Below are 23,570 nucleotides of genomic sequence, written 5' to 3' on the forward strand. Positions count from 1 at the left end.
TTTAATTATCTTATTATGGTTATAGTTCCCTGTTTTTGAGAATTCTGTGCATCAATTATCTTATAGAAAAACACCATATTCTGCTTTGGAAATGACATAGATGAATTGGGCCAATTGTTTTTATAATCTTTTTCGTTCAAGACTTCTTCTCCATTGCTGTTGTATATTATAACAGTAACATTGGCATTGTTTGAATAAGAAGTGGGCAATATCCAAAGGTCATTTTTTCCATCGCCATTAGGCGTTACTACATTGGGAACATTAAAAGTATCTTTGTAAGACACGGTAAATTGTTTTACGATATCACAGGCATCAATTTTTGCCATAAGGGTATAGGTGCCTTCTGTAGATAGTTCTACTGAGTCGGTAGTGCTTAACTCTTCATTTGCTGCATTATACCAGGTATAAGACGTTCCACCACTTGCAGATATAGATTTAGTCTGACCTTCAACCAAGACAACAGGATCATCACTATTTAGAGTGATTAAGTCTTCATCTAAGGGAACTAGTACTACTTCATTTGAGCGTAAAGCACAACCGTTTTTAATAACTTCAAGAACAAATGTTCCTGTTTCTATACTACTTAAGGTTTCATCGGTGCTATTAAAAGCATTGCCATCTTTATACCAAGTAAAGGTTTCACCATTTAAGTTCGTTGATGTACTTAAAAGCACAGGGTTACTAGGGCTGCAAAATGTGTTGCTACTAGCTGTAATACTTACCGTTTCAGAGGTTAATAATTGAACAGGTATTGCATTGGAATCTATAGTACTGTAACCAGTAATTCCTCCATTTACTATATAGCTACCATTGGCACTTACATTATTTATCGTAATATTTTTAGAATTCTCTCCCGTTATTGTAACACCATCCTTTTTCCATTGGAAAGAGAAGTCATCTACTAAATCTGCAGTCACGTTGGTTTTGGAATTATCGGCGGCAATGGCGTTTATAGTTTCAACGGCTATGATTGTCGTTGTGCTTTCACAAGCCGTATAAGGGGTCGTATAATTTACAGTGATTTCAAAGGCTACTGGGGCTACAACCGTTGTTTTTTCAGAATCAATCGAATAAGGACAGCTACCACTAGCATCAGAAACACGAGCAAAGTATTCTGCTGCCTCTGTAATAACCAAGGTATTTGCTGTTTGTCCTGCTACCTCAATACCATCTTTAAACCAAGTATATGCAGCTCCAGAATCACTACTTGTAACTTGTAAGGTTTTATTTTTACCAGGAAGAATAACCATATTGGCTTCATTGTCCCTACTTAATGTGATATTAGCTGCAGTTGCCATTGTAATTGCTGCAGAACGTTCTAAACAAACTCCAGCGCCATTAATCTCTACAGTGTAGTCGCCTTCAAAACTAGGGGTAGCACCGTTAACAGTATAGGTATGGTCGTCTGTAGTAGGACTGGTAATTGCAACACCATCCTTATACCAAACATAGGTTAACCCTTGTCCGGATATGTTGGCCGTAAGTGTTTCTGTTTCACTAGAACATAAACTTGTTTTAGAAGGGGAGTTAAGTGCTATCCCTAATTTAGTACCTGTGGTTACTTCAATAATGTTAGAATCTGTACTTGCAGAACCAGAGCAAATAGTACCGTAATCTATTTGAACAGAATACATTCCTGCTGCTGTGGTTGTTAATGATGCTCCTTTTTCACTTAATAAGGTTCCGCTCTTATACCAATTATATAGGTAGGTTTCCGCATTGGGAACATTGTGTGGTGCTATAGTAACAGCAGTGCCCTCACATACTTCTAATTTACCACCTGATGGAATGTTTCCACTGCCATCTCTACTCATTAAAATAGGTGAATTAAATTCTATATAGTACATTGAGTATGGACCAGAGGCTGGACTAACTTTTTCTGGACTCGTACTTTTTACTCGTATCTTATATTGTTCACCTCTAGTATCAGTAGGGATTGAAAAGTTGATGTTGAAATCGTAGGTTGCATTTTTATCATCAAAACTAGCAAGCTGCACAGGGCTACCAAAGTTGCCATTAGCATCGGATAATTCTAAAATAAATTTGTTATCGCTTTTAACCGCGGGTGCATTAACCCAAGAAAAATTAACCCAGTAACTGTTAAATGAGGAAGAAGCGCAGGCTGCTGTCCATCCGCTAGTACCGCCTCCGTTTGGATCGGCAATAGGTTTGGGCGCATTCAAAATTTGCGCGCTCATTTTAAATGAAAATGTAGTAAACAATAATAGTACCAATAGAGATGTAGGTATGGTTCTCATAGTAAAGTGTTTTGTAACTATTTTATTGTCTGGGGACATAGTTCGTTAGATTAATCTTTAAGTTCGTTAGAGTTTGGATAAGTGGGAGCTTATCTTTTTCTATAACAAATATGGTTGTTTATAAGTTGTTCATAAATTTATTGTTGTAGTACTGATTAAATATGTTGTGAAATTGCTTTTATTGTATGCTGCCCTATATTTAAGGGTGCTAGAATTAATCTATTTTTGTACCTTTGCCGTCTAATTTCACCCTATGAACGACGGCTCAAAACCATTAAATTTTATAGAACATATTATCGAAGAAGACCTGGCCAAAGGTTTTCCAAAAGAGGATTTACGTTTTCGATTTCCACCAGAGCCTAATGGGTATCTACACATTGGTCATGCGAGTTCCATTTGCTTAAATTTTGGACTGGGTTTGCGCTATGGTGCACCAGTAAATTTGCGTTTTGATGATACCAATCCGGCAAAAGAAGAACAAGAGTATGTAGACGCCATTAAAAAGGATGTTGCTTGGTTGGGTTTTGAATGGAATCACGAATGTTTTGCATCCGATTATTTCCAAAAACTGTACGATTGGGCAGTCACTTTAATAAAGAACGGAAAAGCCTATGTAGATAGTCAGTCTTCTGAAGCTATGGCGGTTCAAAAAGGAACTCCAACGGCTCCTGGAATTGCCAGTCCGTATAGAGAACGTTCTGTTCAAGAGAATTTGGACCTTTTTGAACGTATGAAAAAGGGAGAGTTTAAGGAGGGAGAACACGTTTTACGTGCCAAGATTGATATGGGTTCATCCAATATGTTGATGCGTGACCCTATCATGTATCGTATTCTTCACAAAGCACATCACAGGACAAATACCGATTGGTGTATTTATCCTATGTACGATTGGACACATGGAGAAAGTGATTACCTAGAACAGGTATCACACTCCTTCTGTACCTTGGAGTTTGCCATGCATAGAGAACTGTATGACTGGTTTTTAGACCAGGTTTATGATACTGAGAAAACAAGACCAAAACAACGGGAGTTTGCAAGACGTAACCTTAGTCATACTATAGTGAGCAAGCGTAAATTGTTGCGTTTGGTAGAAGAAGGAGTAGTAACGGGATGGGATGACCCTCGCATGCCAACCATTTCTGGTTTGCGTAGAAGAGGGTATACACCGGAATCAATTCGCAATTTTGCTGACACCATCGGAATTGCCAAAAGAGAGAATTTAATAGATGTTTCTTTGTTAGAATTTCATGTACGTGAACATTTAAATAAGATTGTTCCTCGAGTAATGGGTGTATTAGATCCTATTAAAGTGGTTATCACCAATTATCCTGAAGGGCAAGAAGAATGGTTAGAAATAGAAAATAACCCTGAAGATCCAGAATCTGGTAGTAGACAACTGCCTTTTTCACGTGAAATTTATATAGAAAAGGCCGATTTTAAAGAGGAAGCCAATAAGAAGTTCTTTCGCTTAAAATTGGGCGGGGAAGTGCGTTTAAAAGCAGGTTATATTATTAAGGCCGAATCTTGTACAAAAGATACCGATGGGAATATTACTGAGATACAATGTACTTACGATCCAAAAAGTAAAAGTGGAAGTGGTACAGAAGAGAGCTTAAGAAAAGTTAAGGGCACCCTACACTGGGTTTCAGTGCAGCATGCACTTGCTGCAGAAGTTCGATTGTATGATCGTTTATTTACAGATGAAAGTCCAGATACGCATAAGGACAAAGATTTTCTGGAATTTATAAATCCAAATTCTTTAGAAGTAATCACCGGCTATGTAGAACCTAGTTTAAAAGAGTCCAAAATTGAAGACCGTTTTCAATTTCAACGAATTGGTTATTTTAATATTGACAAAGATTCTACTCCTGAAAAATTAATTTTTAATAGGACGGTTGGCTTACGAGATTCTTGGGCTAAAATTGAAGAAAAAAAGTAGTATAGTATTTTCTTATAGAATATTTAAAACAATCGGTATTTTCTATTAAAAACCGATTGTTTTAGTGTGTTTTAAGGGCGTTTTGTATAGCGGCAATATAATTCTATATCTTTTTTATTATTCTTTAATAGGGGTTGTTTAACGAATAATTTACTGAAATATTCTGGTTTGGAATTAGAAATTACATTTTAGGTTTAGGTTGTAAAATACGGTTATACCTTCCTGTATATTTTCCTGAAATAGGTTCTTTTTCATTTACTTTAAATGTAAATACAATTGTCATTCCATTATTATCGTAATCTAATGTAAATTCTCCTCCCACAATTTCCATTTTATCGTTCTCTATTGTGATTGAACCAGAAAATGTCATAGAATTTCGTAGGGTGATAGCCTTGTTTGTAAAAATGTATTTTCCTTTTTTTAGTTTATTTAAGTCATCAGATTTTATACTCAAATATAATAAGGTGGTAATTGATTTATTATTAGGATTATCATAGAAAGAGGATGTGCAACAATAAAGATCTATTTCCCATTTAGATAATTCAATTGAAGATTCATTGGCCATATCGCAGTTTTCAAGTGTGTATTTTTTATCCCTAAACATAAACCCATTATCAATGTTAGTTTCAATTTCAGGAACTACAATAGTCTCTTTCTGTGCCTGTTCCTTTTCTTGTTCTGCACCACTAACTTGTTTATTCTGTAATTTACTTGTTTGTATAGAAGTAGGGTTTAATTTGCCCTCTACTGGTTTAGTCCTAATTATTGATTTTTCAGATTTTACTCCGGCTACAGATACAGTATTTTCTATGATTACAACTTCTGTTTCTTTTGCTTGAATTTCTGCCTGTTTAATATTTAGAGTAATTGTATCTTTTAAATAATTATCCTCCAAATTCTTATTTTCTTGTATTACTTCATTTTGTCGTGCTAAAAATAAAATGCCTGCTACAACAATAATTAAAACAACAATAAAACTGTATCCAAATAATTTTAGTCCTTTTGTCATTTTATAGTTTTTACGGGCTTTTTTTATGTCTTGCTTTAAGTTAATTCGTTTTAGGCCTTCTAAGAATATGAGATGTTCCTTATAAATAGATTTTAGATCAGGATTAGTTTTTAATTGATTTTCAAAATTTTGAAACTCTTTTTCTGTTAGGGTTCTTCTTAGATAATTATTAATTAATTCTATATGTTGTATTGTATTTTCCATGATTTTCTTATGTTAAGATGTAACGGATTTACTTGTTTGATAAATGTTTTTTGCTTTTTCTAAACATTTGTATTTTTGGTTTTTAGCTACCTTTTCAGATTTAAATTGCATTATGGAAGCAATTTCTTTAAAAGACAATGTTTTGTGATAAAACAATTGTAAAAGCTGTTGACACCGTTCTCCTAATTGTAGAAAAGCTCGCTCTGCTAGTTGATATTTTCGTTCATCTAGTACAGTTTGATAGTATTCTATATCACTTTCTTCCAAACTTTGCAGCTTTAGTTTTGAATTTTTCTTTTGAATGTCTTTCCAAACAAATCTAGAAACAGAATACAAATAGGTATAAAATGAAGATGTAAGCTTAAAATTGGATTTTTCTAGATTTCTATATAAAATGAGCAATGCTTCTTGAAAAACATCTGAAGCATCTTGCTTTTTACCACCTTTTGATAGTATAAGGGTTTCAATCTTTGGATATATAGCATATAGTTTTACAAAGGCCTTTTCTTGTTCACTATTTTTAAATAATACTAAGATTTTTTGATCATTCATAGGGCTCCTTTATTACTTAATGGTCAATTTACTAAAAGGTCCCTTATTTTTTTTGAAAAAGGGGTTAAATGGAAAAATCCGATAACGTTTTTTAACGCTATCGGATTTCTTAAATAATAAAAATATCTAGCTTATTCCTTAGAAGGTAACTTTTTGTTCGTTTTCTTCATAGTTTCTCCTATCATATTACTGGCGGTAAAAGAAGCAACCATATCGTTTAACATGTTGCTTCCTGCCTGTGGCGAGTTAGGTAATAATATTAAGTTACTGTTTGTTTCGCTACCAATGGCTTGTAAGGTATCATAATGTTGCGTTACAACAATAAGAGCCGATGCTTCTTGAGAATTGATGCCAACTCTATTTAAAACATCAACAGATTCTTCCAAACCACGTGCAATTTCACGTCTCTGATCTGCAATACCTTGACCTTGTAATCGCTTGCTTTCTGCCTCTGCTTTTGCCTTTTCTACAATTAGTATTCTAGCGGCATCCCCTTCATATTGTGCAGCAGTTTTTTCTCTATCTGCAGCATTAATACGGTTCATTGCTATTTTTACTTGAGGATCTGGGTCAATATCTGTAACTAAAGTTCTAATAATATCAAAACCGTAATCGAGCATAGCATCATTTAATTCTGCTTTTACAGCAATTGCAATATCATCTTTTTTAACAAAAACATCATCCAATTTCATTTTCGGAACTTCGGCACGGACTACATCAAATACATAAGATGTTATTTGATCGTGTGGATAATCTAGTTTGTAAAAAGCATCATATACTTTTTCTCTTATCACTTTATATTGGACAGAAACTTTTAGTTTGACAAATACATCATCTAGAGTTTTAGTTTCTATAATTACATCTAACTGTTGAATTTTTAGACTTAATCTTCCTGCAACTCTTTGAATACCTGGTATTTTTAATTGAAAACCAGATTGACGGATACTTGTAAATTTACCAAAAGTTTCAATGATGGCTGCGGTTTGTTGTTTCACAATAAAAAAGGACGCAAAAAGTATAACAAGACATACTACTATAATAATGGGCACAAAAGTATTCATATTTAATTTTTTATTGGTTACTATTATAAATGTACAAATACTGTACATATATATGTAGCTATAAAGCATAATATGTTACAGGTTTCATGAAAAAAGATTGAATTTATACAGTAGGATACATTACCCTAGGAAAGCAATGGCATACTGAATTCGTTGTATGGTTTCTTTTTTTCCAATTAGCCCAATAATGTCAAAGACATGGACTCCTTTCATATCACCTACTAAAACCAATCGCAAGGGAGGCATAACCTTTCCAAAAGACAATTCTTGGTCAGAAATCCATTGCTTCACTATGGCTTCTGTATTTTCTGATGTAAAATCAACAATGCCTTCTAAGACAATAACCAATTGGTTTAGTATTTCTGATGAACCATCTTTCCATTGTTTTTTTACGGCCTTTTCAGCATATTGGGTAGGTGCTTTAAAGAAGTAATCCCCTAAATCCCATAATTCATGCACAAAAGAAGCACGTTCCTTAATTAATGAAACTATTTTTGTAACAGTTTCAATAGTTGCTATTTCTGCTGTATTATCGGTATTTTTTTGTACAATGGGTAGAAATAATGCCGCAATATTAGCATCAGTTTTTGCTTGTAAATACTGGGTGTTATACCATTTGGTTTTATCTGGATCAAATCGTGCCCCTGACTTGTTTACGCGTTCCAAAGAGAACTCCTTAATTAATTCATCAAGGCTAAAAATTTCTTGTTCTGTTCCTGGATTCCATCCCAACAACGCTAAAAAGTTTACGACAGCTTCCGGAAAATATCCTTCTTCTTTATAACCTACAGACTCTTTCCAGGAAAGCGGAAATACGGGAAAACCAAGCTTTTCGCCATCGCGTTTGCTTAGTTTGCCTTTTCCAACGGGTTTCATAATTAAGGGTAGATGCGCAAATTCTGGTGTTTTCCAACCAAAGGCATCGTACAATTGTTGGTGTAGTGCTAAGGAAGGCAACCATTCTTCACCACGTATAACGTGTGTTATTTCCATTAAATGGTCGTCTACTATATTGGCCAAGTGATATGTAGGCATACCATCACTTTTAAATAGTACTTTGTCATCCAAGACATTTGTATCTATATGTATAGATCCACGTATGATGTCTGTTAACTTTAAATTTTCATTTTCTGGGGTCTTAAATCGGATAACATAGTCTTCATTGGTTGCTAACTTTGCATTGACTTCTTCAGTACTAAGTGCCAAAGAATTGTCTAGTTTTAGGCGGTTATGCCAATTGTAGATAAATGTTTTCCCTTCAGTTTCATGTTGCTTCCTGTGGGTATCTAAACTTTCTGAAGTATCAAAGGCGTAATATGCATGCCCCTTTTCAATTAATAGATCTGCATATTTTCTATACAAATGTTTCCGTTCACTTTGTCTATAAGGTCCAAAGTCGCCTTCCTTTCCTGGTCCTTCATCATAAGAAATTCCACACCAATGTAGCGCTTCAATAATATAGTTTTCTGCTCCTTCTACATAACGGTTTTGGTCTGTATCTTCAATGCGTAGAATAAAGTTACCCCCGTTTTTCTTTGCAAATAAGTAGTTAAACAATGCAGTGCGGACACCACCAATATGTAAAGGTCCGGTTGGACTAGGAGCAAAACGTACTCTAACTTTAGAACTCATAACTTTTTGAATTAATGTTGCAAAGATAAGGTTAGTTATTTGTCCATTTTAATTGTAACACCCCCTTTTTTAACAATTTTTTTCTACCTATTTGTCAACTATCGGGTATCTTGGTATAAATTATACGAAATAGTGGATAGCCTAGATCACATATTGCGGAAGTTAAACGCTTTTAGTAGAAAGTATTACGCCAAAACACTGCTAAAGGGAGTACTTTTATTCCTCAGTTTTAGCTTATTATTTTTCTTGGTTGTTTTGGGTCTAGAATATTTCCTTTGGTTAAATTCTACAGGACGCTTACTATTGTTACTTTCTTTTGTTTTGATTACTTTACTGTTGTTATATAATTTTATTTTAACTCCTTTGTTCTATTTGTTTCGATTAAAGAAAGGGATTTCAAATAAAGAAGCATCCTTGCTAATAGGAAGACATTTTCCAGAAGTAGGTGACAAATTGTATAACTTATTAGAGCTTGCCGAGGACAAAACGAAGTCAGAATTGCTTTTAGCGAGTATAGCCCAACGTTCGGAAAATATGGATCCTATTCCTTTTGTTAAGGCAATTAACTTTAAGGATACCACCAAATATTTAAAATATACCCTAATACCAATTCTCCTTTTTGTGGCTATTTGGTTGTCTGGAAATTCAAGTAATTTTTTTGGATCCTATGCAAGGGTTGTTAATTTTGAAACTGCTTTTGAACAACCAGCTCCATTTTTATTTCACCTTTCTAACTCTAGTTTATCCCTTTTAAAAGGGGAGAGTATTACCCTTCAAATTACTACAAGTGGCGAGTATGTACCTCAGGATGTATATATCGTTATAAATAACCAAGAATTGCTTTTGGAATATGTAAACGGTTTCTATGAATATACCTTTTATGCTCCGGATAGTACCACATCCTTTTATTTTACAGCAAATGAAGTTCAATCCCAAGAATATACTTTAGAAGTTTTATCGGTACCCTTACTCAATGGTTTTGAAATGGAATTAGATTATCCAAACTATACCAGAAAAGAAACGGAGTTATTTAAAGGTACTGGAAATGCGACTATACCCGAAGGTACCCTTGTAAGTTGGACTATCAATGGAGAAAATATAGATGAAATTTCCTTGGTGGTGAAGGATAGTTCTGTTTTCTTTTTAAATAACAGCCAGGGGTTTCAATTGTCAAAACAAATTTTTCAAGATACTGAATATCAAGTAAGTACCTCTAATGAAAATGTGCAGAACTATGAAAACCTTGCATATAAATTTACGGTAATTAGAGATGCAGATCCAACTATAAATGTTGAACAGGTATTAGATTCTCTTAACCCAAATGTGTCTTACTATATTGGAAGTGCTTCCGATGACTATACGTTAAATAGGATTCATTTGGTATGTTATCCATCAGATAGTATTCAAAATAAACAAGTTGTTGTTTTGGATGTACCTAAAACAAATGTTGCTCAATTTTATTATACTTTTCCTTCAGGCTTATCTATTGTTGCTGGTAAGGTGTATAACTTTTACTTTGAGGCTATTGATAATGATACATTTCATGGAGGTAAAGGCGCTAAGAGTCAGGTATTTAGCACTTCTATTTTGGATGATAATCAACTGAAAAACAAGGAATTAGAACAGCAACATGAACTTTTAGGTAATTTTGATAAGTCGGTAGACAAGTTGAAACTTCAAAAAGAGAAATTAACCGAAATTAATACCAAACAAAAGGAAAAAAATAATCTTAGTTATAACGATCAAAATGAAATTAAGGATTTCCTTCGTAAGCAACAGAATCAGGAGCAATTGATGGAGAAGTTTAGTCAGGAATTAAAGGAAAATTTAAAAAAGAAAGAGGGGGATGACAAACAAAATTTGTTGTTACAAGAGCGATTGGAACGTCAGGAATTAAAAGCAAAAAAGAACCAAGAGTTATTGGAAGAATTAAATAAAATTGCGGATAAAATAAATAAGGATGAATTAGGTAAACGATTGGAAGAATTAGCAAAAAGTCAAAAAAATAGTGAACGTAATTTGGAACAATTATTGGAACTTACAAAGAAATATTATGTCACTGAAAAATTAGGGCAATTAGCTAATGAACTTGAAAAATTGGCAAGGGCTCAAGAAAAACTTTCTGAAGTAAAACTTAATTCAGATTATGTAAAAGAAGAACAGAAGAAATTGAATTTGGAATTTCAAGATTTTGGTGATGCATTAAAGGAATTACAAAAGGATAATGATAAATTACAAAAACCTTTAGATATTAAGGTAGACAAGTCCAAACAAGAAAGTATTACTAGGGATCAAAAGGATGCGTTAGAGGAATTAAATAGTAATCCTGCTGAAAAAAAATCCTCGGATAGTGAATCAAATGATAATGAAAAACCGAATAGTGCTAATAAAAAACAAAAATCTGCTGCTGATAAAATGGAACAATTAAGCCAACAATTACAACGAGATTCGGCCAGTTGTAGTAGTGGTGAAAGCATATCGGAAGATGCAAATATGTTACGTCAAATTTTAGATAATCTAATTACGTTTTCCTTTAAACAAGAAAATTTGTACGAGGAAGTTGATTTAGGACAAACGGATTTGTCTCAATTTGCGGGTTCTATTAAAAAACAAAAGGAATTAAGAGGGCTGTTTGAACATGTAGACGATAGTTTGTTTGCGCTATCATTACGACAAATAAAATTAGCCGAATTTGTTAACGAACAAATTACGGAGGTATATTATAATATAGACAAATCACTAGAGAATATAGCGGAAAATAGGATGTATCAAGGAATCTCTAATCAGAAATATGTATTAAATGCTTCTAATAGTTTGGCAGATTTTTTGGCGGGTATGTTGGACAATTTGAATGAAGATATGAAATCTGGAAAAGGAAAGGGACAAGGTGAAGGATTTCAATTACCCGATATTATTCAATCTCAATCAGAACTACAAAAAAAGATGGGAAAGGATGGAGAACAACCCGCGGTTGAGTCAGGAAAAAATCCTGGGGAAGGCAAGGAAGGCAAGGAAGGAAAATCTGGAAAAGAAGGTGAGTCTGGAAAAGAAGGTGAGTCTGGCAAGGGTGGCAATGGTCAAGGTGAAAAGCAGGAAAATGGAAAAGGTGGGTTAGGAGAAAACACAATCAAAGGTGAGGGTGGGCAAGGTTCTGGACAAAGCGGTGGACCTTCGGAAGAAGAATTAAAAGAAATTTATGAAATTTATAAACAGCAACAAACTATTAGGCAGGAGTTAGAAAAACAACTGCAGGATATGATTTCAAATTCCGATATTGATTTGGCGAAAAAGGTGTTGCAACAAATGGAAGATTTTGAAAATGAACTTTTGGAAAACGGTATTACGGAAAGAACCAGAAATAAAGTGAATACCATTCAACATCAATTATTAAAACTTGAAGGGGCGGCTATGAAGCAAGGTGAAAAAAGTGAACGTAAATCTGATCCTAATTTAGAACGCTTTAAAAATCCTATAACAACCAAGCCTGAGGCTCTAGAGAATTATCGGAATGAAATTGAAATTTTAAATAGACAAGCCCTACCTTTGCACCAAATTTTTCAAAGTAAAGTGCAACGTTATTTTAAGGTATATGATTAACTTTCATTACGAATCAGAGTTCAGGTTAACGAAAGAAACCAAGTTTTCCGATTGGATTAATAGGATTATTATATCTGAAGGTTTTGTAACTGGAGATATCAATTATATTTTTTGTAATGATGAGTACTTGCTTGGAATCAATCAGAAATATTTAAACCACGATACCTATACTGATATTATTACTTTTGATTATAGAATGGGTAAATTGTTGAATTCAGATATTTATATTTCTGAAGAAAGGGTTTCCGATAATGCGGTTGAATTTAAAGTGGATTTTAGTGAGGAATTGTTGCGGGTTATGGCACATGGTATATTGCATTTGTGTGATTATAAAGACAAATCGGTTAATGACAGTGTTTTAATGCGGGAAAAAGAAGAAGAAAAAATTAAATTGTTCCACGTGGAACATTAAAGTTATGTTTGATAAAGAATACGATGTTATTGTTGTAGGTGCCGGTCATGCTGGTGCCGAAGCTGCTGCTGCTGCTGCGAATTTAGGTTCCAAAACTTTGTTAGTTACAATGAACTTACAAACCATTGGCCAGATGTCGTGCAACCCAGCCATGGGGGGTATCGCAAAAGGACAAATTGTTCGGGAGATAGATGCTCTTGGTGGCTATAGTGGAATTATTTCTGATAAATCTGCCATTCAATTTAAGATGCTTAATAAATCCAAGGGACCTGCAATGTGGAGTCCTCGGACCCAAAATGACCGCATGCGTTTTGCGGAGGAATGGCGTTTGGCTTTGGAGCGAACTCCAAATGTTGACTTTTATCAGGAAATGGTTTCAGGTTTAATTGTTGAGGATGGCAAGGTTTGTGGAGTAACTACTTCCTTGGGAATAGGTATTAGATCTAAGTCGGTTGTCCTTACTAATGGCACCTTTTTAAATGGATTAATTCATATTGGAGATCGGCAATTGGGTGGAGGAAGAGCAGGAGAAAAAGCGGCAACGGGGATTACAGAACAATTGCTTAGTTATGGTTTTGAAAGTGGAAGGATGAAAACTGGAACTCCGCCTAGAGTTGATGGACGTTCTTTGGATTATTCTAAAATGCTGGTGCAACCGGGAGACGCTATTCCAGAAAAATTTTCTTATTCCAATACAAAGGCACTGAATCATCAAAGAGATTGTCACATGACACATACAAGTGCCTTGGTGCATGATTTGTTGCGTGAAGGATTTGATAGGTCTCCTATGTTTAATGGCCGTATAAAAAGTATAGGCCCTAGGTACTGTCCTTCTATTGAGGACAAAATAAATAGGTTTGCGGATAAGGATAAACATCAGTTGTTTGTGGAGCCTGAAGGATGGGATACTGTAGAGGTTTATGTTAACGGTTTTTCAACTTCATTACCAGAAGATGTTCAATTTAAGGCGCTGCGTTCTGTAGTAGGTTTTGAAAATGTTAAGTTTTTTAGACCAGGTTACGCTATTGAATATGATTATTTTCCACCGACACAATTGAAACATACTTTAGAAACGAAGCTAATTGAGAATTTATATTTTGCGGGTCAGATTAATGGTACTACAGGATATGAGGAAGCGGCAAGCCAAGGGTTAATGGCGGGGATCAATGCCCATTTAAAAGTAAAGGAAGAAAATCCATTAATCCTACAAAGGGACGAAGCGTATATTGGTGTTTTAATTGATGATCTAATTACGAAAGGTACGGAGGAGCCTTATAGAATGTTTACTTCTAGGGCAGAATATAGAACCTTATTGCGTCAAGATAATGCTGATATGAGGCTTACACCTAAAGGGCATAAAATTGGGTTGGCATCTGATGATCGATTAAGGCGCATGGAAGAAAAGGAACGAAAGTCAGAATCTTTTGTAAATTTCTTTAGGGAGACAAGTGTACTTCCTGAAGATATAAATCCAATTTTAGAATCAGTAGATTCTGCTTTGGTAAAACAATCTGATAAAATGTTTAAGGCTTTTTCAAGACCGCAAGTTACTATGGATCACATGAAAACTTTGGCGGTTGTTTCTGACTTTATTGCTAAGGAAGAATTGGATAGGGAGGTCTTGGAACAAACAGAAATTCAGATTAAATATTCTGGCTATATTGCCAAGGAAAAAAATAATGCAGATAAACTACAGCGTTTAGAAAACATAAAAATTCCAGACAATTTTGATTATCGAAAATTAAAATCCCTTTCTTATGAAGCGCGGGAAAAACTGGAAGCAATACGCCCAGTAACGATTTCTCAGGCATCAAGAATTAGCGGAGTGTCTCCAAGTGATATTAGTGTTCTTTTGGTTTTTATGGGACGCTAAGGGTTGTAATTTAACAACAAGAGGTCAATTGTTCCACGTGGAACAATTGACCTCTTGTGAATTTTAAAACTATCGAAGGATTGGTTTTTATTGCTACTGCAGCCGATAGGTTTCTATGAATTGCCTTTGGTTTTGGTTGATTTTCGGCTTAATTTTTGATGACATTATTGAAAATACAATAAAATATGAAATACGTACTGTTGTTTTTTTGTTTGATTATTACAGGATCTTGTATTCCTGTAAAGTCGGCCCCAAGAATAGGAAACTACAAAATCGTAAAGGGAAAACAGTTTGAAAAGGGATTGCCCGAACGCAATATTTTTGTTTTTGAAGACAAACAAGATGTGAATGCATTTTATCAGTTTATAGATGAAAAGTTTCAACTCGGAAATAAGCAAGTAATGGACGACGTTCCTTTTACTGTAAATAAACATCAATATTTTTTTTCATTTTATGAGGTAGATAAAAAGAGTACAACTATAGATTTGTTTCCTTTTTTAGTAAGTAGGCTAACAAAAAGCGGGGAGGAAGATAGTCCTGAAATTCGTCAAGAGGATTTTTATTATATTGCCATAGAAGTATACAGCGATCTAGAAAACGATTGTTTGGATATGGCAGCACTTTCCAGAACGCCGGTTTTAAATTATCTTCGCCAACTTAAAGATGAATATCAGAATTTACAAGAGCACTAATTAATGAAAGAGTTTTTAAAGACTAAGGATTATTCGGTTTCAAAAGAAGAATTTACATTACGATACAATACGGAATTGGATCTTTTGGTAACGGAGCCACAACCTAAAGATTTGGCTAGGTATTACGAAAGTGAGGATTATATATCACACACTGATGCAAAAAAAACGATTGTAGATCAATTGTACCAAACTGTAAAAAACTACAGCTTGCAAAAGAAAGTGAAATTAATAACACAGCTGGTTTCAGGGAATAAATCGCTCTTGGATGTGGGAGCAGGAACTGGTGATTTTTTAATGGCTGCGAAACAAAAGAATTGGAAAATTGAAGGAGTAGAGCCAAATGCTAAAGCAAGAAAAAAAGCCTTAGCTAAAGGAGTAGCTTTAAAGGAGTCTTTAGAGAACTTGCCAAATAATAAATATGGGGTTATAACCTTATGGCATGTTTTAGAACATTTACCAAATTTAGAAGAACACATACAATTATTAAAATCGAAACTAGAAACTGAAGGTACCTTGATTATTGCGGTACCTAATTTTAAATCCTATGATGCTGTTTATTACAAACAATTTTGGGCGGCATTTGATGTGCCTAGACATTTGTGGCATTTTTCTAGAACTGGGATGGCTAGAATTTTTGCGAAACACCAAATGACGGTTGTTAAAACGAAACCCATGCTTTTTGATGCCTTCTATGTATCCCTATTGTCAGAAAAATATAAGACAGGTCAGCAAAACTTAATAGCTGCTTTTTACCGAGGACTGTGGTCCAATCTTTCAGCTTTGCGATCAAAGGAGTATTCGTCCATCATATACATCATAAAAAAGGATTAAAATCAATTTTAAAGCGATTTCTGAACCCTTTACCTCCTTAGACGTCCAATTAGTGTGTTGTTCGTTTTTCAAGGCTTAAAAAGGTGTTTACGGCGGTTATTTACAATAGATAAAACCTATAGGAATTTGGATGTATAATAGATTTTGGTTATTACTTAATAAAACTATTTATTTGATCTTCGAACTGCTTTATTATTTTAAAAAGGGATAAAATTATAATCCTGCTTGTACTTTATTTCACAACCCTTATAAAAATCTAACAAATGAATCTGTTGCGCATTCAAAAAGCTTTTCTATTTTTGCGCAACTTTAAATTTAAACTTTCCGTCGGTTCGGAAGTTTTATATCAAATACTTAGAAATGAAAAAAATAATTTTAGCACTAGCATGTATTGGTTTAGTGGGTTGCCAACAAGGCAAAATGGGTTACGTAGATAACGTAAAGTTGATGAATGAGTATCAAGAGAAAATTGACTTAGAAGCTCAATTCAATTCAAAAGTGGAAGCTTTTGGAAAAAAAAGAGATAGTATTCAACAAGCTTTTCAGGTTAAAGCTCAGGCTTTTCAAACTAAAGCTCAAAAAATGGCGCAAAGTAAGGCCCAAGAAGAATATGCTCAATTGCAACAAGAGAGTCAGAGTATTGGTCAGCTATTGCAACAAGAGGAACAACAATTGCAAATTGCTAGTCAAACTCAAATGGATGAGTTAGTGAACAAAGTAAAAGAAGAAATTAAAGCCTTTGGGGAAGCTAATAGTTTTAACTATATCCTTGGTGGTGGTGAAGGCGGTAGTGTCTTGTATGGTACTGATGCGGATAATTTAACGGATGAAATTATCAAAATTTTAAACGACAGTTATAAGAAATAACTGCTTACAATTACTTTTCATAAAAAAAGCCTCAGCATATTGCTGAGGCTTTTTTTATGAAATTGTATTTTATAATTGTGTCCGTATTGAAAATGTAAAGGTAGTTCCCATTTTATTATTTTTTTTCAGGCTGATAGTTCCTCCTAGCATTTCGGTATACGCCTTTGCTATAGCCAAACCTATACCAGAGCCGTGTAAGGCCTTTCTATGATCGGTATCAACTTGGTAAAATGCTTCGAAAATAGCTTCATATTGATCTTTAGGGATGCCCATACCGCTATCTTCTATTTGAAACTCAATGGTGTTTTTATTTGTAGCGTAACACTTTAAATCAACTCCTCCCTTTTGGGTATATTTAATGGCATTTTTCAAGAGATGCTTTAAAACCTCTGTTAGTTTTCCTTTATCAGAATGAATCATAGCTTCATGTCTTGTAACGAGATTGTTTTTAGTAAAAGAAATCTGCTTTTGCGCCGCTTTAGGCAGTAAGCTAGAGTATGCTTCATCAATAACCTCATTTACATTAAAAGCAGTGGTGGTCATTGCTGCTAAACCTGTTTCAACCTTTGAGATATTTACAATATCTGCTATGATTTCTAATAATGTTGTACCATTCTCTTCCACGAGAGCTACATATTCCTGGTATTCAACATCATCTGTATTGTATTCTTTTAAAAAATCCGTACACCCCAAAATCCCATACATGGGAGTACCTATTTCATGACTAACATTAGCTAAAAAGGCAGATTTTAAACGATCAGACTTTTCAGCACTTTTCATTGCAGTAACGGCATTGTTGTGTTTTGCCAAGAGCTCTTGCTGCAATTTGTTTTCCTTTAATAAGGCATTGTGTAACTGATTGATTAGAAAAGAAACTGAAAACACAATCAGGAGGTTAAAAAGAATATTATTGATAATGATGATCATCAATACTTGAGGTTCAAACTGCTCATAAATAGGCAAGTGAAATAAGTTGTAGTTAAAACTTAAAAGCAGAATAACATAAAAAACGGCAGCTAATAGAACGGCTTTTAAACCTGCACTTCTACCATTATACAGCGTAATCATAATGGTAATCATATAAATTAAAACACTTCCATTTCCGCGAAATCCTAAGAAAACTAGCAAACCAAAGGCCAATAAAATAAAATTAAGCGAGAAAATGAATTTCTTTATCTTATAATTGAGAGGTCTATAAAATATAGTAAATAACAAGATCACCAATGCTGTTGTATTTATGTAAAATACATTATTTTCATTTCTAGAAAGGGCGGTATAAGTACTAGGAATGTAAGAGATCGCTCCCAGTATAAGGGTTAGTAATTGTATGGAAATAAACAATTTATCTCTGAAATAGGGCAATCCTTCTTCTCTATTTCTCTTATTAAACCCGCTATAATTTGCATACCAAACTATATACGATTTCCACCATTTTTGAATCATTTTAAGAATATAAACACACCAACCATTTAAAGTGTATACTGGTGTTTTAGGGTTATAGATACATTGTAATAAAGGTAGCAATAATAAGACTATTCTATTTTAGTCCCTATTTTTTTTTGAAAAAACCCATTTGTTAGTAAAGGGATTTAAAACATTGGGCTTAGTATCTAAAGTGTCGCAAACATTTACTACAGTGGTTTTAAGGCAACTGCAATTCCTAATCCTTTGTTTGTCTCAGAAATAATATTGTATTTCAAATTAATTACCTATTTGCATTGATTTCTCTTAATTTAAATTGTCCGGGTTATAAGGAGGAAGTCAACACTTATTCTGTTCGGTATTAAATCTCTTTTTAATGTGAAGTCCAAAAATAATATAAAACTGTCCCCAATTACTTTTTTGTATCGTTATAGAAGTATAATTCAATTAATTAGTAATTTTAAAACAAAAACAAGATGAAAGATTTTATGTTAATTTTTATTGGGACAGAATACGCTGATTTGGGACTTTCACCAGAGCAAGAACAAGAACGTATGGGTAAATGGTTCGTCTGGAATGCTAAGATGGAAGAACAAGGTATAGTAAAACATGGTGAAGCATTACACCCAGAAGTTAGGCGAATTACAGGGCCTAATAGGACGGTTACAGACAGAACAGCTACAGAATTGAAAGAAGTAGTGGGGGGGTATTATATGATAAAAGCCAAAGACCTTGATGCTGCCTGTGTTATAGCTCAAGATTTCCCAGATTATGATTTAGGTAGCACTGTAGAGGTGCGTGAAGTTTTGGTTTTTGAAAACAATTAATTCGTGAAAAACCAACAATTAATAGACCATCTTTTTAGACAACAGTACGGAAAGATGGTTTCTATTTTAACTCGAATTTTTGGCTTGTGTAATTTAGAGATCATTGAAGATGCAGTTCAAGATACTTTTGCAAAAGCAACGGTTCAATGGCGTGATAAAGTTCCAGAAAATCCCGAAGCTTGGTTTACTTTGGCTTCAAAGAACAGGGTAATTGATCTGCTGCGTAAAATTGATGCCGATAAAAATCGTTTGCAAAAGCTTAGTTATGGTCCGTCTGCAATTTCACTTAATAATTTTTTTGAAAAAGAAGAGATTGAAGACAGTGAACTGCGCATGATTTTTACCGCTTGTCATCCAAAATTAAACGCAAAGGATCAAATAGCATTTGCATTAAAAACTATTGGAGGGTTTAGCGCTAATGAAATTTCTGCGGCATTACTTCTAAAACCAGAAACCGTAAAAAAACGACTTTCCCGAGCGAGGAAAACAATAGAAATAAAAAAAATTGATTTCAAATTCCCTGATAAAAAGGAACTGACAGGACGACTCCATAATGTATTAGAGGTAATTTATCTTATTTTTAATGAAGGTTTTCATTCTAACCACCAAAAGCTACTGGTACGTAAAGAACTTTGCGGAGAGGCCTTGCGATTAACAAAACTAATACTCACTAAGAAAGAATTACGTTGTGGTGCTAGTTATGCCTTATTTGGGTTGCTGTGTTTCCACTCTTCTAGGTTAGCATCAAAGGAGGGTGAGAATTTTGAAAGTATAGATTTGAAAAATCAAGATCGGACAAAATGGTATTTTCCTTTGATACATCTAGGAAATGAGGCATTGTTGAAAGCAAACAGCTTTCCAGATTATTCTACCTATCATATTGAAGCCGCTATTGCCGCAGAACATTTAAAGGCGAAATCTTTTAATGAAACCAATTGGCAAAAAATATTAGAGCACTACCAAGAACTACAACAAGTAGAGCCTAATGTTATGATTTCTTTGGCTCTGGCTGTAGTTTTATTACAACTAAATAAAAATCAAGATGCATTAGAAATTTTAGAACAGTTACAGGCTGAAAATTTTGAACAAAGAACCTATTTATTTTATGGTGTTATGGCAACGTATTTCAAGAATATAGGGGCATGTGAAAAAGCGGTAAACTACTTAGGTATTGCCATAGAAAAAGTTCCGAATGAGATTGAAAAAAACTATTTGATGAAGAAACGAGATGCATTTATGGCTTAAATTATATCCGAATTAAGTCGTTTTCATATCCGCCTTTCCGGGGTATTAATAACTAAAAATGATGCTTTATCAGGTTTAATTATTTGCTTAACAACCAAACTAAAAAAAGTGCAGGTATAAAATAAATAACAATTGTTTTTGCCCCCTCGTAATCCTTTGCTATTCGTTGTCCAAAAAGCAACAACAAAAGGGTAATACAAGATAAAATAGCGCCATAAAACGCCATTGTACTTGTGCCATCTAAAATAAATTGAACAATACCTATTCCACAAAGAGTACCTGCTATCACCTCTATTACCAATACAATACTAAGCAAGGTGGGTACTATATTTTTAAAGGGAGTTTGGCTAAAGTGACCTTTTAGCCAAGAGAGGTTGCCATTCCAATCCATAATCTTGTCTAAGCCACTTTGTATTAAAGTAATTACCAAAAAAATAAGTAACAATACTTCCGTAATATTTTCCTGTAAATTCGTCATAATTTAAGCTGCTTTTTTGTGTAATAATCGGGTTAATTTAATGGAAAGATCGGTTAGAATTAGTTTGGCATTTCCGTTGCGTTCAATATGGTAAGATGCTTTCTCTAATTCTTCAACAATTTCCAAAATATTGTTTTCATGCACATAGGGCGCAAAATTTTCTAATTTAAAACCGTCAACATGGATTTCCATAAAGGCTAATTCTTTGGTATTGTAATTTACCAAAAGGGCCTGTCGCATAATAGCGGTACAATAGGCTAAAAATTTCTTTTGTGTTTCTCGGCCAGTTTTTGCAATTTCATTACTCCATAAAATAAGATCTTGAATAGCGGCTTTATTTCCTTTAGCTCTAAAGGCGCTACGCACCCATTGTACAAACCATTTTTCAAACACTAGATCCTCAGAATCATGGTTCATCAAATCCAAGGCTTTGTTGTAATTTCCATTGGCCTCATGGGCTATTTTAAATGCAGCTTGATACTCTAAACCTTGAGCGATTAAAGCTTGTGTAATAGCCTCTTCAGCTACAGGTGGAAAATGTAAAACTTGACAACGAGAACGGATGGTCTGTATAATTTGTTCTTCGTCTTCAGCAATCAGTAAAAAGATTGTTTTTTCTGGTGGCTCTTCAATTAGTTTCAACAGTTTATTGGAGGCAGCAGAATTCATTTTATCTGCCATCCATAGGATCATCACCTTATATCCGCCTTCATAAGATTTCAATGCTAATTTTTTCACCACTTCTTGGGCTTCATCAACGCCAATCTGACCTTGTTTTTTTTCAATGCCAATCAGTCGGTACCAATCAAACAAATTTCCATAGGGTTGCTCCGTTACAAATTCGCGCCATTCCTCCATAAAATGGTTACTAACGGCGTGACTTTTAATTTTGTCAGAATTGGTAACCGGAAAAGCGAAATGTAAATCTGGATGTGATAAATTGCTGCATTTTAAATTACAAGACTCTTGTCCGCCCGTATTTTCACCGTCCGTATTTTTGCATAACAAATATTGTGCATAAGCAATAGCCATGGGTAAGGTGCCACAACCTTCATTGCCCACAAAAAGTTGGGCATGGGGAATTCTGCCGGCATCTGCACTTAGGCAAAGGTGTTTTTTTATATGAGAAAGGCCTAAAATTTCTTGAAATAACATAATGCCAAAGATATAGAATTGAAAGCAACTAGAATTCTTGTTGGCTTGTAAAAAAATGAATTTTGAAGGAAAATAGGGAAGGATGTTGGACTTTAAAGCACAATTTTAAGTCTTAAAACAAATTATTTAGTATTAAAAATCCAATTCGGTTTTAACAACGTGGCTTAAATCTTTACATTTGACATCTTAAAAAAAACGAAGCTAGCATTAAACCTTACAATCATACAGCCATGAAAACAATTGACAATTTTAATTTTGAAAATAAAAGAGCATTAATTCGCGTAGATTTTAATGTGCCTATGGATGAAAATTTCAAGGTAACAGATGCCAACCGTATTGAGGCTGCAAAACCGAGTATCATTAAAGTTTTAGAAGATGGCGGTAGTGTTGTTTTAATGAGTCATTTGGGTAGACCAAAAGGCAAAAATGTGCCAGAATTGTCTTTAAGACATATCTGTGCAAAAGTATCAGAAGTTTTAGGCGTAGAAGTGAAATTTGTGGGAACTACTGTAGGTGAGGCCGCAGAAAAAGAAGCATCTAATTTAGAAAACGGCAAAGTATTGTTGTTGGAAAATTTGCGTTTCAACGCAGAAGAGGAAAAAGGAGGAGAAGCATTTGCAGAACAATTATCTAAATTGGGAGATATTTATATCAACGACGCTTTTGGAACTGCTCACAGAGCACATGCATCCACAACGATTGTTGCAAAATTTTTTCCTGAAAATAAATGTTTTGGTTATTTATTGGCAAAAGAAATAAAAGCAATAGATAAAGTAATGCAAACAGGAGAGAAACCAGTTACTGCCATTTTGGGTGGAGCAAAAGTATCTTCTAAAATTACGATTATAGAAAACATCCTAGATAAGGTAGATCATTTAATTATTGGAGGTGGAATGACCTATACCTTTATTAAAGCGCAAGGTGGAAGCGTAGGGGATTCTATTTGTGAAGATGATAAAATGGAATTGGCCTTAGACATTTTAAAACAAGCGAAAGAGAAAGGGGTAGAAGTGCACATCCCTGTAGATGTAATTGCGGCAGATGATTTTAGCAATACAGCCAATACTACAATAGTAGATGTAACGAAAATAGAAAATGGGTGGCAAGGGCTAGATGCAGGACCAAAAACATTGGAAATCTTTAAAGAGGTTATTTTAAAGTCTAAAACTATTTTATGGAATGGACCAATAGGCGTTTTTGAAATGGAAAGTTTTGCAAAAGGAACTATTGCTGTTGGAAATTATATAGCGGAAGCTACAAAAAATGGAGCATTTTCATTAGTTGGAGGCGGAGACTCTGTAGCTGCCGTAAAACAGTTCGGATTTGAAGATAAAGTGAGTTACGTTTCTACCGGTGGTGGCGCTATGTTGGAAAGTTTAGAAGGCAAAACTTTACCCGGAATTGCAGCTATTATGGAGTAAATGGAGAAGGGTACGGTTTTTGATTCCTTTAATATGTGCTAAAAAATTTTATTTTTAGACAAAAAAATGCGATTTTACACAGTACCAAGCCAAAA

General features: G+C 34.3%; 18 protein-coding genes. 10 read left to right on the forward strand and 8 right to left on the reverse strand.

The features are described from left to right. Positions 1 to 5: 5 nt before the first annotated feature. Positions 6 to 2,258 (reverse strand): gliding motility-associated C-terminal domain-containing protein, encoded by a 2,253-nt coding sequence (locus MWU65_RS13010; RefSeq protein ID WP_247078533.1) that lies wholly within the window; start codon positions 2,256 to 2,258, stop codon positions 6 to 8. 253 nt (positions 2,259 to 2,511) lie between these two features. Between MWU65_RS13010 and MWU65_RS13015 the strand changes: the two genes are divergently transcribed. Further along, a complete protein-coding gene (locus tag MWU65_RS13015) occupies positions 2,512 to 4,197 on the forward strand; it encodes a glutamine--tRNA ligase/YqeY domain fusion protein (protein ID WP_247078535.1) in 1,686 nt (561 codons plus the stop codon). Between the two features lie 181 nt (positions 4,198 to 4,378). Here the strand turns inward: MWU65_RS13015 and MWU65_RS13020 are convergent, their stop codons facing one another. The 4 genes from MWU65_RS13020 to gltX all read right to left on the reverse strand — a co-directional run bounded on the left by MWU65_RS13020 (position 4,379) and on the right by gltX (position 8,655). Then, on the reverse strand, positions 4,379 to 5,410 hold the full coding sequence (locus MWU65_RS13020; protein ID WP_247078537.1) for a hypothetical protein: 1,032 nt from the start codon (positions 5,408 to 5,410) through the stop codon (positions 4,379 to 4,381). A gap of 12 nt (positions 5,411 to 5,422) precedes the next feature. Continuing rightward, positions 5,423 to 5,962 carry a sigma-70 family RNA polymerase sigma factor gene (locus MWU65_RS13025; RefSeq protein WP_247078539.1) on the reverse strand — a complete coding sequence of 180 codons (540 nt, stop codon included), beginning with the start codon at positions 5,960 to 5,962 and terminating at the stop codon, positions 5,423 to 5,425. A 131-nt stretch (positions 5,963 to 6,093) separates the two neighbouring features. Further along, complete coding sequence (locus tag MWU65_RS13030; RefSeq protein ID WP_247078541.1) at positions 6,094 to 7,023, reverse strand: SPFH domain-containing protein; 930 nt, start codon at positions 7,021 to 7,023, stop codon at positions 6,094 to 6,096. Between the two features lie 120 nt (positions 7,024 to 7,143). After that, positions 7,144 to 8,655: a glutamate--tRNA ligase gene (gltX, locus tag MWU65_RS13035; RefSeq protein ID WP_247078543.1), complete on the reverse strand. Its 1,512-nt coding sequence runs from the start codon at positions 8,653 to 8,655 to the stop codon at positions 7,144 to 7,146. Positions 8,656 to 8,787: 132 nt separating this feature from the next. Between gltX and MWU65_RS13040 the strand changes: the two genes are divergently transcribed. The 6 genes from MWU65_RS13040 (at position 8,788) to MWU65_RS13065 (ending at position 16,927) form a co-directional block, all read left to right on the forward strand. Next, positions 8,788 to 12,252 carry a hypothetical protein gene (locus tag MWU65_RS13040; protein WP_247078544.1) on the forward strand — a complete coding sequence of 1,155 codons (3,465 nt, stop codon included), beginning with the start codon at positions 8,788 to 8,790 and terminating at the stop codon, positions 12,250 to 12,252. Beyond that, entirely contained in the window at positions 12,245 to 12,664 is a 420-nt protein-coding gene (gene ybeY / locus MWU65_RS13045; RefSeq protein WP_247078545.1) for an rRNA maturation RNase YbeY, read from the forward strand. Before MWU65_RS13040 ends, ybeY begins: the two co-directional genes overlap by 8 nt. A 4-nt stretch (positions 12,665 to 12,668) precedes the next feature. Further along, on the forward strand, positions 12,669 to 14,537 hold the full coding sequence (gene mnmG / locus MWU65_RS13050; RefSeq protein ID WP_247078546.1) for a tRNA uridine-5-carboxymethylaminomethyl(34) synthesis enzyme MnmG: 1,869 nt from the start codon (positions 12,669 to 12,671) through the stop codon (positions 14,535 to 14,537). Positions 14,538 to 14,722: 185 nt separating this feature from the next. Beyond that, positions 14,723 to 15,229: a hypothetical protein gene (locus MWU65_RS13055; protein ID WP_247078547.1), complete on the forward strand. Its 507-nt coding sequence runs from the start codon at positions 14,723 to 14,725 to the stop codon at positions 15,227 to 15,229. Between the two features lie 3 nt (positions 15,230 to 15,232). Then, positions 15,233 to 16,060 carry a class I SAM-dependent methyltransferase gene (locus tag MWU65_RS13060; RefSeq protein ID WP_247078548.1) on the forward strand — a complete coding sequence of 276 codons (828 nt, stop codon included), beginning with the start codon at positions 15,233 to 15,235 and terminating at the stop codon, positions 16,058 to 16,060. A 360-nt stretch (positions 16,061 to 16,420) separates the two neighbouring features. After that, positions 16,421 to 16,927: an OmpH family outer membrane protein gene (locus MWU65_RS13065; RefSeq protein WP_247078549.1), complete on the forward strand. Its 507-nt coding sequence runs from the start codon at positions 16,421 to 16,423 to the stop codon at positions 16,925 to 16,927. A gap of 69 nt (positions 16,928 to 16,996) precedes the next feature. Here the strand turns inward: MWU65_RS13065 and MWU65_RS13070 are convergent, their stop codons facing one another. Continuing rightward, on the reverse strand, positions 16,997 to 18,370 hold the full coding sequence (locus MWU65_RS13070) for an ATP-binding protein (RefSeq protein ID WP_247078551.1): 1,374 nt from the start codon (positions 18,368 to 18,370) through the stop codon (positions 16,997 to 16,999). A 455-nt stretch (positions 18,371 to 18,825) separates the two neighbouring features. On the opposite strand from MWU65_RS13070, the gene MWU65_RS13075 reads away from it, so the two are divergent. Continuing rightward, positions 18,826 to 19,176, forward strand: coding sequence for a YciI family protein (locus tag MWU65_RS13075; protein WP_247078553.1), 351 nt, complete (start codon positions 18,826 to 18,828; stop codon positions 19,174 to 19,176). A 3-nt stretch (positions 19,177 to 19,179) separates the two neighbouring features. Next, positions 19,180 to 20,421 (forward strand): sigma-70 family RNA polymerase sigma factor, encoded by a 1,242-nt coding sequence (locus MWU65_RS13080; protein WP_247078555.1) that lies wholly within the window; start codon positions 19,180 to 19,182, stop codon positions 20,419 to 20,421. 79 nt (positions 20,422 to 20,500) lie between these two features. Here the strand turns inward: MWU65_RS13080 and MWU65_RS13085 are convergent, their stop codons facing one another. After that, positions 20,501 to 20,899, reverse strand: a complete 399-nt coding sequence (locus MWU65_RS13085) for a DoxX family protein (protein WP_247078556.1) — start codon at positions 20,897 to 20,899, stop codon at positions 20,501 to 20,503. A 3-nt stretch (positions 20,900 to 20,902) separates the two neighbouring features. Beyond that, a complete protein-coding gene (locus tag MWU65_RS13090; protein ID WP_247078558.1) occupies positions 20,903 to 22,054 on the reverse strand; it encodes a DNA polymerase III subunit delta' in 1,152 nt (383 codons plus the stop codon). Positions 22,055 to 22,284: 230 nt separating this feature from the next. On the opposite strand from MWU65_RS13090, the gene MWU65_RS13095 reads away from it, so the two are divergent. Further along, positions 22,285 to 23,475 (forward strand): phosphoglycerate kinase, encoded by a 1,191-nt coding sequence (locus tag MWU65_RS13095; protein ID WP_247078560.1) that lies wholly within the window; start codon positions 22,285 to 22,287, stop codon positions 23,473 to 23,475. The last annotated feature ends 95 nt before the right edge of the window (positions 23,476 to 23,570 follow it).

This window comes from Cellulophaga sp. F20128, assembly GCF_023015805.1.
GTDB lineage: Bacteria > Bacteroidota > Bacteroidia > Flavobacteriales > Flavobacteriaceae > Cellulophaga.